13 protein-coding genes and 2 tRNA genes are annotated in these 13042 nt (G+C 65.1%); 9 read left to right on the forward strand and 6 right to left on the reverse strand.

Going from position 1 to position 13042, the window contains the following annotated elements:
- Window positions 1-22 precede the first annotated feature (22 nt).
- Window positions 23-2188 (forward strand): TonB-dependent receptor family protein, encoded by a 2166-nt coding sequence (locus AC1RB9_RS08625; protein WP_003115567.1) that lies wholly within the window; start codon window positions 23-25, stop codon window positions 2186-2188.
- A gap of 174 nt (window positions 2189-2362) precedes the next feature.
- Complete coding sequence (locus AC1RB9_RS08630; protein ID WP_003091605.1) at window positions 2363-4237, forward strand: MFS transporter; 1875 nt, start codon at window positions 2363-2365, stop codon at window positions 4235-4237.
- Between the two features lie 60 nt (window positions 4238-4297).
- On the opposite strand, the gene AC1RB9_RS08635 is transcribed toward AC1RB9_RS08630, so the two are convergent.
- The 4 genes from AC1RB9_RS08635 to rdgC form a co-directional block, all read right to left on the reverse strand.
- Window positions 4298-4507, reverse strand: coding sequence for a cold-shock protein (locus AC1RB9_RS08635; RefSeq protein ID WP_003091604.1), 210 nt, complete (start codon window positions 4505-4507; stop codon window positions 4298-4300).
- A 214-nt stretch (window positions 4508-4721) separates the two neighbouring features.
- The gene (sugE, locus tag AC1RB9_RS08640; protein WP_003091603.1) at window positions 4722-5036 is read right to left on the reverse strand and encodes a quaternary ammonium compound efflux SMR transporter SugE; all 315 of its coding nucleotides are present in this window, start codon (window positions 5034-5036) and stop codon (window positions 4722-4724) included.
- 139 nt (window positions 5037-5175) lie between these two features.
- Window positions 5176-6111, reverse strand: coding sequence for a bile acid:sodium symporter family protein (locus AC1RB9_RS08645; protein WP_003452887.1), 936 nt, complete (start codon window positions 6109-6111; stop codon window positions 5176-5178).
- A gap of 86 nt (window positions 6112-6197) precedes the next feature.
- Window positions 6198-7118, reverse strand: coding sequence for a recombination-associated protein RdgC (gene rdgC, locus AC1RB9_RS08650; protein WP_003452882.1), 921 nt, complete (start codon window positions 7116-7118; stop codon window positions 6198-6200).
- A gap of 164 nt (window positions 7119-7282) precedes the next feature.
- Here rdgC and AC1RB9_RS08655 point away from each other — a divergent pair.
- From AC1RB9_RS08655 to AC1RB9_RS08670, 4 genes are all read left to right on the forward strand, one after another.
- A tRNA-Val gene (locus AC1RB9_RS08655) sits at window positions 7283-7358 on the forward strand.
- Between the two features lie 16 nt (window positions 7359-7374).
- Window positions 7375-7451, forward strand: a tRNA-Asp gene (locus AC1RB9_RS08660).
- 256 nt (window positions 7452-7707) lie between these two features.
- Complete coding sequence (gene bamJ, locus AC1RB9_RS08665) at window positions 7708-8469, forward strand: BamJ family beta-barrel-assembly machinery protein (protein WP_003091600.1); 762 nt, start codon at window positions 7708-7710, stop codon at window positions 8467-8469.
- Window positions 8470-8838: 369 nt separating this feature from the next.
- On the forward strand, window positions 8839-9270 hold the full coding sequence (locus AC1RB9_RS08670) for a YkvA family protein (RefSeq protein WP_003114790.1): 432 nt from the start codon (window positions 8839-8841) through the stop codon (window positions 9268-9270).
- Here AC1RB9_RS08670 and AC1RB9_RS08675 read toward each other — a convergent pair.
- Window positions 9258-10004 carry a substrate-binding periplasmic protein gene (locus tag AC1RB9_RS08675; protein ID WP_003119685.1) on the reverse strand — a complete coding sequence of 249 codons (747 nt, stop codon included), beginning with the start codon at window positions 10002-10004 and terminating at the stop codon, window positions 9258-9260. The genes AC1RB9_RS08670 and AC1RB9_RS08675 overlap by 13 nt on opposite strands.
- Before the next feature lie 103 nt (window positions 10005-10107).
- On the opposite strand from AC1RB9_RS08675, the gene AC1RB9_RS08680 reads away from it, so the two are divergent.
- Genes AC1RB9_RS08680 through AC1RB9_RS08690 form a run of 3 tightly spaced genes read left to right on the forward strand, consistent with a single transcriptional unit; the run spans window position 10108 to window position 11256 of the window.
- Window positions 10108-10419 (forward strand): helix-turn-helix domain-containing protein, encoded by a 312-nt coding sequence (locus tag AC1RB9_RS08680; RefSeq protein WP_003114792.1) that lies wholly within the window; start codon window positions 10108-10110, stop codon window positions 10417-10419.
- 2 nt (window positions 10420-10421) lie between these two features.
- The gene (locus tag AC1RB9_RS08685; RefSeq protein ID WP_003114793.1) at window positions 10422-10787 is read left to right on the forward strand and encodes a hypothetical protein; all 366 of its coding nucleotides are present in this window, start codon (window positions 10422-10424) and stop codon (window positions 10785-10787) included.
- Window positions 10777-11256 (forward strand): SEL1-like repeat protein, encoded by a 480-nt coding sequence (locus tag AC1RB9_RS08690; RefSeq protein WP_003114794.1) that lies wholly within the window; start codon window positions 10777-10779, stop codon window positions 11254-11256. The genes AC1RB9_RS08685 and AC1RB9_RS08690 overlap by 11 nt, the downstream gene beginning before the upstream one ends.
- A gap of 13 nt (window positions 11257-11269) precedes the next feature.
- On the opposite strand, the gene AC1RB9_RS08695 is transcribed toward AC1RB9_RS08690, so the two are convergent.
- Window positions 11270-13018, reverse strand: coding sequence for a bifunctional diguanylate cyclase/phosphodiesterase (locus AC1RB9_RS08695; protein WP_003452866.1), 1749 nt, complete (start codon window positions 13016-13018; stop codon window positions 11270-11272).
- Window positions 13019-13042 lie beyond the last annotated feature (24 nt).

Below are 13042 nucleotides of genomic sequence, written 5' to 3' on the forward strand. Positions count from 1 at the left end.
CTGCGTCCCTGGGGGAGCCTCGATGTCGTCCGTGAGTTCGTTGTCGCGCCTGGCCGTCGCCATCGCGCTGGGTGTGTCCATGCAGGCGGCGCAGGCCGAAGAGGAAGCCAAGGAGCTGGGCACGGTCACCGTGGTCGGCGACTGGCTGGGCGAAGCCGACCAGGCGGTGGTGCAGAACCATCCCGGTGCGCGCAGCGTGGTGCGTCGTCGGGAAATGCTCGAGAGCGGTGCGCAGAACGTCCGCGACGTGCTGCGCAAGGTGCCCGGCGTGCAAGTGCAGGACAACAACGGTACCGGCGGCAGCGACATCTCCCTGAACGTCGGGGTGCGTGGCCTGACTTCACGCCTGTCGCCGCGCTCGACGGTGATGATCGACGGCGTGCCGGCGGCGGTGGCGCCCTACGGCCAGCCGCAGCTGTCGATGATGCCGCTGTCCATCGGCAACCTGGAGAGCATCGACGTCGTGCGCGGCGCCGGCTCGGTGCGCTACGGCCCGCAGAACGTCGGCGGGGTGATCAACTTCGTGACCCGGGCGATTCCGGAGAAGTTCTCCGGCGAAATCGGCACCACCATCGAGCATGCCGGCCACGGCGGCTGGAAGAAGCTCAACCAGGCGTTCCTCGGCGGGACCGCCGACAACGGCCTGGGCGTGGCGCTGCTGTATTCCGGGGTGAAGGGCGCCGACTACCGCGACGGCAACAACGACAACGATATCGACGACGTGCTGCTCAAGACCCATTGGCAGCTCACCGACAGCGACCAGTTGGCGGCCAACTTCCACTACTACGACGCCTACGCCGATATGCCGGGCGGCCTGACCCAGGCGCAGTACGACGACGATCCCTTCCAGTCGGTACGCGACTGGGACAATTTCCGTGGTCGGCGCAAGGACTTCTCGCTGAAGTACACCCGCCAGGTCGACGACCTCACCCAGTTCGAGGTGCTCACCTACTACAGCGACAGTTTCCGCGGCAGCAGCATCGCCGCGCGCAACCTCAGGACCATCACCTCGTACCCGCGCGACTACCATGTGTTCGCGGTGGAGCCGCGGGTCTCGCGGATCTTCTTCGCCGGCCCGACCACCCAGGAGGTCGGCATCGGCTACCGCTACCTGAAGGAAGCGATGAACGAGCGCGCCAGCCAGCTGGCCCTGGTCGACAATGTGCCGACCGTGCGTCCCGGCTCGGACGGCCATACCTACCAGGACCGTACCGGCGGTACCGAGGCCAGCGCCTTCTACATCGACGACAAGATCGATGTCGGCAACTGGACCATCACCCCCGGCATCCGCTTCGAGAAGATCGACAGCGACTGGCGCGACCGCCCGGTGCTCGGCCTGAACGGCAAGCCGGTGCAGGAGAAGAAGCGCAGCAAGGACTACAACGAACCGCTGCCGGCGCTGAGCCTGATGTATCACTTGAGCGACGAGTGGAAGCTGTTCGCCAACTACTCCGAATCGTTCGGCAGCCTGCAGTACTTCCAGCTCGGCCAGGGCGGCAGCGGCAACGATACCGCCGCCGGCCTGGAGCCGGAGAAGGCCAAGACCTACGAACTGGGCACGCGCTACGACAACGGCAGCTGGGGCGGCGAGATCACGCTGTTCTACATCGACTTCGACGACGAGCTGCAGTACGTCAGCAACGACGTCGGCTGGACCAACCTCGGCGCCACCAAGCACCAGGGCATCGAGACTTCCGGCCACTATGACTTCGCCGCTCTCGATCCGCGCCTGGACGGCCTGTCGGTCTACGGCAGCCTCACCTATACCCGCGCCACCTACGAAGGCGACATTCCCTCCTTCAAGGGGCGCGACCTGCCGCTCTACTCGCGCCAGGTGGCCACCGCCGGGGTGCGCTACGAGGTCGACCGCTGGACCTACAACCTCGACGCCTTCGCCCAGTCCATGCAGCGCGCGCCAGGGCTGAGCACCGACAGCCAGGGCAACTTCACCCACAACTACATCACCGAGCCCAGCGCCGACGGCCAGTACGGCGACATTCCCGGCTACGTGACCTGGAATGCCCGCGTCGGCTACGACTTCGGCCCGCAGGCGTCGAACCTGAAGCTCGGACTCGGGGTGAAGAACCTGTTCGACAAGCAGTATTTCACCCGCTCCAGCGACAACAATTCGGGAATCTACGTGGGTCAGCCGCGAACGCTGTTCATGCAGGCCAGCGTCGGTTTCTGAATATTCGGATGCGACTTGGCGCATCGTCCGACGACAGGCGTCCTGCGGTAACGCGGACGCCTGTTCTATGATGGGCGCGGAATTTCCATCGGAACGCTGTGGCCTGATCCGCGGTCCATGCAGTCCAATCGATGACGGGCTTCCTTTCGGCGGCCACGCAAGGTAACAAGGACGATGACCCAACATTCGCAATTCGCCCTGCTGGGCAAGCGGCGTTTCCTGCCGTTCTTCATCACCCAGCTGCTCGGCGCCTTCAACGACAACATCTTCAAGCAGTCGCTGATCCTCGCCATCCTCTATCACCTCAGCGTCAGCGGCGACCGCAGCCTGCTGGTCAACCTCTGCGCACTGCTGTTCATCCTGCCGTTCTTCCTGTTCTCGGCACTGGGCGGACAGTTCGGCGAGAAGTACAACAAGGACGCGCTGATGCGCGCGCTGAAGCTGGCCGAGGTAGGCATCATGCTGGTCGGCGCTGCCGGCTTCGTCTTCGGCAGCCTGCCGCTGATGTTCGTCGCGCTGTTCGCCATGGGCACCCACTCGGCGCTATTTGGCCCGGTGAAGTATTCGATCCTGCCCCAGCACCTGCACGAGGACGAACTGGTCGGCGGCAACGCGCTGGTGGAGATGGGCACCTTCCTGGCGATCCTGGCCGGCACCATCGGCGCCGGCGTGCTGATGTCCCATGCGCATTACGCGGCGGCGGTGGCCACCGCGGTGGTGCTGGTGGCCGCCTGCGGCTACCTGGCCAGCCGCGGCATTCCGCGAGCGGCGGCGGCGCTGCCGGGGTTGAAGCTCGACTGGAACATCTTCGCCCAGTCCTGGAGCATCCTCCGCCTGGGGCTCGGCCAGCGCCCGGCGGTCTCGCGCTCGCTGGTGGGCAACTCCTGGTTCTGGTTCCTCGGCGCGGTCTACCTGACGCAGATCCCGACCTTCGCCAAGGAATGGCTGCACGGCGACGAAAGCGTGGTGACCCTGATCCTCACCGTGTTCTCGGTGGGCATCGCGCTGGGCTCGATGCTGTGCGAGAAGCTTTCCGGTCGCAAGGTGGAGATCGGCCTGGTGCCGTTCGGCTCGATCGGCCTGACCGTCTTCGGCATCCTCCTCTGGTGGCACGCCGGCGGCATTCCCCCAGGCGAGGCGCCCTACGACTGGCTGGCGGTGCTGCGCCACCATGAGACCTGGGCGGTGCTGGCCGACATCCTGTTCATCGGCATTTTCGGCGGCTTCTACATCGTACCGCTGTACGCCCTGATCCAGGCGCGCACCGACGAAGACAAGCGGGCCCGGGTGATCGCCGCCAACAACATCCTCAACGCCCTGTTCATGGTCGCCGCGGCGCTGGTCTCGATCCTCTTCCTCAGCGTCGCCAAGCTGTCGATCCCGCAGCTGTTCCTCGCCCTGTCGCTGATGAACGTCGCGGTGAACGTGTACATCTTCAAGATCGTCCCGGAATTCACCATGCGCTTCCTGGTCTGGCTGCTCAGCCACACCATGTACCGGGTCCGGCATGTGAACCTGGAGGCGATCCCGGACGAGGGAGCGGCGGTGCTGGTGTGCAACCACGTCTCGTACGTGGACGCGCTGCTGATCGCCGGCTCGATCCGGCGGCCGGTGCGCTTCGTCATGTACTACAGGATCTTCTCGCTGCCGGTGCTCAACTTCGTCTTCCGCACCGCCGGCGCGGTGCCCATAGCGGCGCGCCACGAGGACGAAGGGATCTACGAACGCGCCTTCCAGCGCATCGCCGACTACCTGAGGGACGGGGAGCTGGTGTGCATCTTCCCTGAGGGCAAGCTGACCGCCGACGGCGAGATGAATGAGTTCCGCGCCGGGATCGAGCGGATCATCGAGGAAACCCCGGTTCCGGTGATCCCCATGGCGCTGCAGGGCCTGTGGGGCAGCTTCTTCAGCCGCGACCCGAACAAGGGCTTCTTCCGCCGCCTGTGGTCGCGGGTAAGCCTGGTGGCCGGCGAATCGGTGGCGCCGGGGGCGGTGGAGCGCCTCGACCTGCAGGCGCGGGTGACGAGCTTGCGCGGCGAAGCTCGTTGATCGATCCGCAGAAACGAAAAAGCCCCGGCGATGCCGGGGCTTTTTTTGGCGAACTACAAGTTAGATAACTTGTACTTCGTCGGCTTGCAGGCCTTTCTGGCCGTTGACGACCACGAAGGAAACCTTCTGGCCTTCCTGCAGGCTCTTGAAGCCGGTGCCCTGGATGGAACGGAAGTGAACGAACAGGTCGTTACCGCTTTCCGGGGTGATGAAGCCGAAGCCTTTGGCGTCGTTGAACCATTTTACGGTGCCGTTCTGACGATTCGACATGGTGTAACTCCTGAAACAAAGTTGATTGCGGCGACGGGAATATCCGAGCCGGTAGGTACTGAGTTGCAAAGAGTACGAGGAGCCGAGGCGATGAGCGGACCGAGATCTACCACACCAGGTCACGATTCACTGTGACCCAAGCAAGCACAGTGGTCGCAGAGTACGCGATAAAACTGCGGAAAGCGATACCCCTCGGAGCATATTCGATGGATGTCTAATGGCTCAGCTTGAGGCCGACCAGTCCACAGACGATCAGCGCGACGCTGGCCAGGCGCAGCAATGCCATGGATTCGCCGAACAGGACGATCCCGGCGATTACCGTGCCGACCGCGCCGACCCCGGTCCAGACGGCATAGGCGGTGCCCAGCGGCAGGTGCTTCATGGCCAGGCCGAGCAGGCCCAGGCTGACCAGCATGGCGAGCGCCGTGAGGACCGTGGGAAGCGGCTTGCTGAAGCCTTCGGTGTATTTCAGACCAACGGCCCAGCCCACTTCGAACAGGCCGGCGAAAAACAGGATGATCCAGGACATGGCGATCTCCAGGGCAACGGGTGGCGGGGCCGTCCCCATTCGATCACCGGCCGGAGGCGGGTGGTGAGGTCGTCCTCACTGCGTGCGGTATTTTGCATGGTTCATCGGTCGGGACAAGGCTTCCCGACCGGGACCCAGTTCAACGCGGCGTATCTTCCATGCGCCGGAACAGGGCGGCCAGCAGCGAACCGGAGAGATTGTGCCAGACGCTGAACAGCGCGCTGGGCACCGCTGCCAGGGGCGAGAAATGGGCGTTGGCCAGCGCCGCGCCGAGCCCCGAGTTCTGCATGCCGACTTCGATGGCAAGGGCCTTGCGCTGTGCCAGCGGCATGCCGGTCAGCTTGCCGGTGAGATAGCCGAGCGACAGGCCGAAGCCGTTGTGCAGCATCACCACGGCCATGATCAGCAGGCCGGACTCGGCGATCCGCGCCTGGCTGGCGGCCACCACCGCGGCGATGATCACCACGATGCTGAATACCGAGACCAGCGGCAGCACCTCCGCCACCTGTCGGGTGCGCTCGCCGAGCAGGCGCTGTGCCAGCAGGCCGAGGGCGATGGGCACCAGCACCACCTGGAGGATCGACAGGAACATCGCCGCGAACGACACCGGCAGCCAGGCCGAGGCCAGCAGCCAGACCAGCGCCGGCGTGACCAGCGGGGCGAGCAGGGTGGTCACCGAGGTGATCGCCACCGACAGGGCGACATCGCCACGGGACAGCCAGGTCATCACGTTGGAAGCGGTGCCGCCGGGGCAGCAGCCGACCAGGATCACGCCCACCGCGATCTCCGCCGGCAACTGCAACAGGCGACAGAGCAACCAGGCCAGGCCGGGCATGATGACGAACTGGGCCAGCACGCCGATCAGCACCCGTATGGGGTGCCGGGCGACCTCGCGGAAGTCTTCGCCCTTGAGCGTCAGGCCCATGCCGAACATCACCAGGCCGAGCAGCGGCGCGATGGCGACGGTGAGCGGGAGGAACCAGGCCGGCCGGAAGAAGGCGAGGATGGCGAACAGCAGGACCCAGAACGGGAAGCTGGCGCTGACGAAACGGCTCAGGGCGGTCAGGGCACGCATGGGCTTTCCTTGTTATTGGACGGCCGCCAGTCTGCCATGCCGGGCGCGACTCTCCCAGCGGCGGGCGCCGCCGGGAGAGCGGGGCGTCAGACGCCCTGGGGGATTTCTTCGCCGCCGAGGGCCTCGAAGAGCGCCGGAAGGAATTCGGCGAAGGTCAGCATCATCAGGGTGAAGCTGGCATCGAGCTGGCCGAGGGCGTCTTCGCCGCCGTCCTTTTCCGCCTGCTCCTGCAGCAGGTCTTCGAAGCGCAGGCGCTTGACCGCCAGCTTGTCGTCGAGGATGAAGGACAGCTTGTCCGACCAGGCCAGGGACAACTGGGTGACCAGCTTGCCGGCGGTGAGATGCAGCTGGATTTCCTCGCTGGTCAGGTCCTGGCGCTTGCAACGGACCACGCCGCCGTCCTCGTGGGTGTCGCGCAGCTCGCATTCGTCGAGCACGTGGAAGTCGCCGGCGGCTTCCTGGGTCTTGACCCAGTCGGTGAGGGTCGCGGTCGGCGCGACCTTCACGCTCAGCGGGCGTACCGGCAGGGAGCCGAGCGCTTCGCGCAGCGTCGAGAGCAGGTCTTCGGCCTTCTTCGCGCTGGCCGAGTCGACCAGGATCAGGCCGAGGCTCGGCGCGATCGCGGCGAAGGTGCTGGAGCGGCGGATGAAAGCGCGCGGCAGCAGGGTCTGGACGATCTCGTCCTTCAACTGGTCGCGTTCCTTCTTGTAGACCTTGCGCATCTGCTGGGCTTCGATCTCGTCGACCTTTTCCTTCAGTGCGTCACGCACGACGCTGCCCGGCAGGATGCGCTCTTCCTTGCGTGCCGAGATCAGGAAGAAGTCCTGGCTGACGTGTACCAGCGGTGCGTCCGGGCCTTTGCCGAACGGCGCGGTGAAGCCGTAGGTGGTCAGCTCCTGGCTGGCGCAGGGGCGGGCGGGTTTTTCGCCGAGGGCTTTCTCGAGGGAATCGGCATCCAGTTGCAGATCCTGGGTGAGGCGGTAGACGAGCAGATTGCGGAACCACATGGGGTCGTTCTCTCCGGGCACAAAGGACCCATTATTCCGCCGCTGGCGGCTCAGGCCAACCCCGGTCCGTCGCTAACTCCTTGGAACGGCAGAAAATTTTTTTCATCGAGGGGCTTGCCAGGGGGCGAATCGCTCCGTAGAATGCGCCCCACTTCGAGAGTGAAGGGTGATTAGCTCAGCTGGGAGAGCATCTGCCTTACAAGCAGAGGGTCGGCGGTTCGATCCCGTCATCACCCACCAATCTCGCAAGTTACGCGCAGCGGTAGTTCAGTCGGTTAGAATACCGGCCTGTCACGCCGGGGGTCGCGGGTTCGAGTCCCGTCCGCTGCGCCATTTCCTTCCTTCGCTGTATCTCTTGCGCTTCCTTCCCGCTTCATAATTCGACGTTTTTCGACGCTTCCTTTCCGCTGTTCTTCTGTCCTCGTTCCACGCGTTCGTTCTGCTATCTCCTTCATTTTTCGGAAAGTTCGGCCTTGAACTTATCCGCGCGCACCTGTTCCTATTGCCCATAGCCACTGGTCGCGACAGCCTGCTAAGCTCGCGGCTTCATCGAATATGCCCGAGCGGCGAACAGATTAAAGGACTCAGCATGAAACAACATCGGTTGGCAGCAGCGATCGCACTGGTCGGTCTGGTTCTCTCCGGCTGCGATTCGCAGACCAACGTTGAGTTGAAGACCCCGGCGCAGAAAGCTTCCTATGGTATCGGCCTGAACATGGGCAAGAGCCTGTCCCAGGAAGGCATGGACGACCTGGATTCGAAAGCCGTCGCCAAGGGCATCGAAGACGCCCTCGGCAAGAAGAAGCAGCAGCTCACCGATGAAGAGCTGACCGAAGCCTTCGCCTTCCTGCAGAAACGTGCCGAGGAGCGCATGGCGGCCATCGGCGACGAAAACGCCAAGGCCGGCAAGAAGTTCCTCGAGGAAAACGGCAAGCGCGACGGCGTGACCACCACCGCTTCCGGCCTCCAGTACGAAATCGTGAAGAAGGCCGATGGCCCGCAACCGAAGGCCACCGACGTGGTGACCGTCCACTACGAAGGCCGCCTGACCGATGGCACCGTCTTCGACAGCTCCATCGAGCGCGGCAGCCCGATCGACCTGCCGGTCAGCGGCGTGATCCCGGGTTGGGTCGAAGCCCTGCAACTGATGCACGTCGGCGAGAAGATCAAGCTGTACATCCCCAGCGAGCTGGCCTACGGCGCGCAGAGCCCGAGCCCGGCGATCCCGGCCAACTCGGTACTGGTCTTCGACATGGAACTGCTCGGCATCAAGGATCCGTCCAAGCCGGACGCGGAGCCCGAGGCCGGTGCCGCAGCGCAGCCCGAAGCCAAGGCGGACGCGAAGAAGTAATTTTTCCGCCGCGATGCATGAAACGCCCCGTCCATGACGGGGCGTTTTCATTTGCGGATTCGGCTGAACCCAGGCGCTGCCGCGAGGGTCTGAAAACAGGTCGAGGGCACGGCCGGTGTTACCCTTATGCACACATTTGTCGCACGTCGACCCGACCTACGGTATTGACCTCGGGTTGTCCGTTGCGCTAGGTCAAACCCTTGATTTTCAATGCTTTTAGAGCATTGTCTAAAAAGTGTCCGATCTGTCGGAAAGCCTGTAGCGACGGGCTTCTCGCCGACGGAAGGGGGGGCTGTTCACAAGGTTATCCACAGTATGCGTGGATAACCCGGAGAGCCTCGGCGGCAAGCGCTTGAGCGAGGTGGAAGGATGGATGCACCACGAGGATTCAGTCGTTACCTGGGGATCGCGGAACGTTTCCTGGCCCGTGGCCGGGTGCCCGCCTTGTTGATTGCGGTAGCACGCAAGCGCTCGCGCCTGAAGCTGGTGAAGAGCGACCTGCGCCTGCTGCAGGAACTGCTGGTGGCCTGGGTTCGCGGCGAATACCGCGGACTCAGCCGCCAGGCGTTGCTCTCGGTGATCGCGGCGCTGGCCTATTTCCTTTCGCCGGTGGATATCGTTCCCGACTTCATCTTCGGTGTCGGCCTGCTCGACGATCTCGCCGTCCTGGCCTGGGTAGTGCGTCGCTGGCAGGCCGAGCTGGATGCCTTCAAGGTCTGGCGCGACGCCCAGGGCGTCGAGACGCAACAGGCGCTGCGAGAGCTGCCGGCTCCCAGGGCGGAGCGCGTTCAGGGTTCCTGAGGCGCTTGCAGGCTGTTTTCCAGCAGGCGCCCGATGCTGCCGTCCCTGACCATCTCGTCGAGCACCCGGTCCATACTTTCGACGGGGACCGGCAGTTGTCCGCCATAGATGCAGTGCATCCGATAGCTCTGCAGTACCAGCGGACTGACGCTCAGGCCCAGCTCGGGATGCTGGCGCGTCAGGTAGAGCAGCGGGCGGCGCATGTCCACCGCGGCGTCCAGGCGCGAACGCTTGAGCATCTGCACGCGACTGGCCAGGTCGCGGGTATCTTCGCGGCGAATTTCCCCGGCAGCGAAGGCCTGCATGAGATCGTCCGCGTAGACATAGCCTAGACTTGTACCCAGGGTCTTGCCGCGCAGCTCGGCGAAGTCGCGGATCGCCGGACGGTCGTCGCGCTGCAGCAGGACGTCCTGCTCTTCGAAGAGGGCAGGAGACCAATGGTAGCGTTCGGGTTTGCTATCCCATTCGGGGTTGGAGTTGCAGATCACGTGAATATGTCCGCTGGCCATGAAGCCGTCGATCCTTCGGTTCGGCGTTTCCACGAAACGCAGCGACAATCCCAGCCGCTGCGCGACCCGCTCCCCCAACTGGCGGGTGAAGCCGCCTTGCAGCTGGTGATCGACGATGTCCACATAGGGCATGCCGTCGGCGGGGCTGAAGCCCCAGCGCAGCTCGCCGGCGAAGGCCTGTCCGACTCCCAGCAGGATGCACAAACCAAGACTTCTCCGGCGCACCCGTGGGCTCCTCCACCAGGCAGACTGTGTGACCAGGGCAGCAGTATAGCCAGTCCGCAGCGGCGCGGTGCCTGATAAGATGGCGGCTTGCAAGGAGACCGACATGAATGTCCAAGTGATCACGCGAGACGGCGAGGCGGAATACGCGGTGTTGCCCTGGGCCGAATACCAGGCGTTGCTGGCCGCCGCCGGTCGCCCGGCCGCCAGTGTCGCGGTGGAGACGACCGCGCCGGCGCCGCCTTCCGCGAGTCTGCTGGAGCGCCGCGAGGCGCGCGGCCTGAGCCTGGAACAGGTGGCCCGGGAGGTCGGTATCAGTCCTTCCTACATGGCGATGATCGAACGCGGCGAACGCGAGGCCAGCGAGGCCATCCTGTTCGCCCTGGAGCGTGTGCTGGGCAAAGCGACGGGGGCCTGACCTTGAGTGTGCTGATCAGCCGTAAACACTGGGATAGCCTGCTGCTGGAAATCGAGGATGCGCGTCGCCAGCGTCATCTGCTCACCTACCGGGCGCTGATCGAGCGCCTGCAACTGCCGACTCCGGCGATGACCACCCTCACCGCGGCTCTCGAGCACCTGGCATCGCTGGATGCGCGCTCGGGGCGTCCGTTGCGCAGTTCGCTGGTCATCAGCCAGGGCGCAAGCCGCTTGCCGCGCACCGGTTTCTTCGAGTGCGTGGAGCGCCTCGGGCGTTTTTCCGGTCCGCCGGACGGCCCGGCCGCGGCTGGCTGGCATGCGGCGGAAGTGGTCCGTGTCTTCGAATTCGAGTATCCCGATGAACTCTGAATGGATCTGGCGCCTGCGCGCCCGCCTCGGTTACGGCGTGGCCCGGCAGTTGCTGGGCTGGCCCTGGCTGGTCAAGCAGCCGCGAGCCTGGCAGTGGATGCAAGGGCAGTTCTCGCGCATGGCCAACCTCGGACACCGCGACGCCCAGGCGTTCTACGGTCACCTGCTGCTGTTCCGTGGACAGGGCTTCGGCGCACGCGAGGAGGGCCTGCGCCTGCTGCGCCTGGCTGCCAGCGCGGGCGATGGGAAATCGGCCTACCAGCTCGGCGTGCAGGCGCTCAAGGGCGACAGCCGGCAAGCGCCCGACGCGCTGGCAGCCAGCCGCCACTGGGCACTAGCGGCAGAGGCGGGCCACCCGCTGGCGGCGCGCAAGCTGGCGGAACTCTACCGCGATGGAGGCCCGGGCCTGGCGCCGGACAGCGAGCGCGCCGAGCACTATGCGCAACGGGCGTCCGCGCTCGGTCTCTAGCTGAACGAACGGTTCAGGCGGCCTCGATCAGGTGCAGGCTGTAGCCTGGCACCGCCTTGGCCTGGCGCTTGGCCTCGGAGGCCAGCGTCGCCAGGTGCGCGGCATCCATTCCCTGGCAGGCTTCGGCCGGTAGGTGCACCACGCCGACGGACAATGACAGCAGCGGGTACTCCTCGCGCTGGCCATGGCGGTTGTGCGCAACGAAACAGCCGGCTTCCAGGTGCTCGCGGCTGTAGAAGCGCCGGCATTGGCTCTGGAAGGTTTCCAGCAACCGGTCGATCCGTGTGCGCCAGTCCTCGGGGCCGAGCACCAGCATGAAGTCGTCGCCGCCGATGTGGCCGACGAAGTCGCTGCCCGGGTCGATCCGTTCGCTCAGGCACTGTGCCAGGCACAGCAGGACCTCGTCGCCGCGGGCGTAGCCGTAGAGATCGTTGAAGGGTTTGAAGCTGTCGACGTCGATGTAGCAGATCACCGCCTCGCGCCTTTGTTGCAGCAGGCGTTCGAGGCATTGCTGAATCGGCACGTTGCCGGGAAGCAAGGTGAGCGGATTGGCGTGCCGCGCCTGCTGGAGCTTTTCCTCGGTGATCAGCCTGAGCACGTCGATCACCCGTCCCATGCCCGCATAGTGCCCGCCGCGGGTGACGATGAAATCTTCCTCGATACGCTGGCGTGCGCGGCTGGTCAGCAGGCGGCTGACCTGCTGCAGGGTCTGGCCGAGTTCCACGGCGAGAAAATCGTCGCTCATCAGGCGGCTGATCGGCTTGCGCAGGAACAGGTCGCAGGCGAAGGGCCGGAGCAAGGCGTCGGTGAGCGCGTGGCGATGGACGATGCCGATGGGACGCCCTTCTTCGTCGAGGATCGCCAGGGAGTTCAGGTTGGCCTGGCGGCGGAAGATTTCCACCACTTCCTGGGTCGAGGTGCGAACGTCGACCGCGCGCTGTTCCAGCAGCAGCGCACGCAGGTCGCCGTGCTCGTCGCTGGAAGACTGGCTGGGGGCGTCAGCGCTGGGCAGCATCTGTTGTACGTCGCTCGCCGGGTGTTCCTGCGGGCGGCCGAACAGATAGCCTTGCACCAGGTCGACCCCCATCTCGCTAAGTACCGCGAGTTCCTCGGGCAGTTCGATGCCTTCGGCGATGACCTGGGCGCGAGAGGCCCGCGCCATCTTCAGGATGGAGCCGACGAACTCGCGTTTCACGGTGTCCAGGTGGATGCCGTCGACGAAGTGGCGGTCGATCTTCACGTAGTCCGGACGCAGTTCCGACCACAGGCGCAGGCTGGAGTAGCCAGCGCCGAGGTCGTCGAGGGCGATGGAGAAGCCCATGGCGCGATAGTGGTGCAGCGCGGTGTCGAGCAGGTCGAAGTCGTCGATGGGGGTCTGTTCGGTCAGTTCGATCACCACCCGGTTCGGCGAGATCCCCAGCTGTTGCAGCAATTGCAGGGTGCGGCCGGGCGGATGGCCGGCTTCGAGGAGGGACTCCGGGGAGACGTTGAGGAACAGCATGGCGTCGCCCTGGATGTCGCGGAAGCGGCTGAAGGCGCGTTGTCGGCAGAGTAGTTCCAGTTCGCTCAGCCGTCCGCATTGGCGGGCCACGGCGAACAACGCCAGGGGCGAGTGCAGCGGGCTGTTGGACGGACCGCGGGTCAGCGCTTCGTAGCCGACCAGGCGCCGTTCGGAAAGCGAGAGGATGGGCTGGAACAGGCAGTGCAGGTCGCCGTGGGCCAGGATGCTGTCCAGGGCGCTCAACTGCTCGGTGACGGTCATGGAACGCTCTCGTCGCAATGAAAA

It is taken from the genome of Pseudomonas sp. 20-5, assembly GCF_056782835.1.

Excerpts from the sequence above, each read along its gene's own strand:
- AC1RB9_RS08695 (WP_003452866.1), bottom strand. The coding sequence starts at position 13,018 with ATGACCGTCACCGAGCAGTTGAGCGCCCTGGACAGCATCCTGGCCCAC.
- AC1RB9_RS08670 (WP_003114790.1), top strand. The coding sequence starts at position 8,839 with ATGGATGCACCACGAGGATTCAGTCGTTACCTGGGGATCGCGGAACGT.
- AC1RB9_RS08625 (WP_003115567.1), top strand. The coding sequence starts at position 23 with ATGTCGTCCGTGAGTTCGTTGTCGCGCCTGGCCGTCGCCATCGCGCTG.
- AC1RB9_RS08630 (WP_003091605.1), top strand. The coding sequence starts at position 2,363 with ATGACCCAACATTCGCAATTCGCCCTGCTGGGCAAGCGGCGTTTCCTG.
- AC1RB9_RS08635 (WP_003091604.1), bottom strand. The coding sequence starts at position 4,507 with ATGTCGAATCGTCAGAACGGCACCGTAAAATGGTTCAACGACGCCAAA.
- AC1RB9_RS08690 (WP_003114794.1), top strand. The coding sequence starts at position 10,777 with ATGAACTCTGAATGGATCTGGCGCCTGCGCGCCCGCCTCGGTTACGGC.
- rdgC (WP_003452882.1), bottom strand. The coding sequence starts at position 7,118 with ATGTGGTTCCGCAATCTGCTCGTCTACCGCCTCACCCAGGATCTGCAA.
- sugE (WP_003091603.1), bottom strand. The coding sequence starts at position 5,036 with ATGTCCTGGATCATCCTGTTTTTCGCCGGCCTGTTCGAAGTGGGCTGG.
- AC1RB9_RS08645 (WP_003452887.1), bottom strand. The coding sequence starts at position 6,111 with ATGCGTGCCCTGACCGCCCTGAGCCGTTTCGTCAGCGCCAGCTTCCCG.
- bamJ (WP_003091600.1), top strand. The coding sequence starts at position 7,708 with ATGAAACAACATCGGTTGGCAGCAGCGATCGCACTGGTCGGTCTGGTT.
- AC1RB9_RS08680 (WP_003114792.1), top strand. The coding sequence starts at position 10,108 with ATGAATGTCCAAGTGATCACGCGAGACGGCGAGGCGGAATACGCGGTG.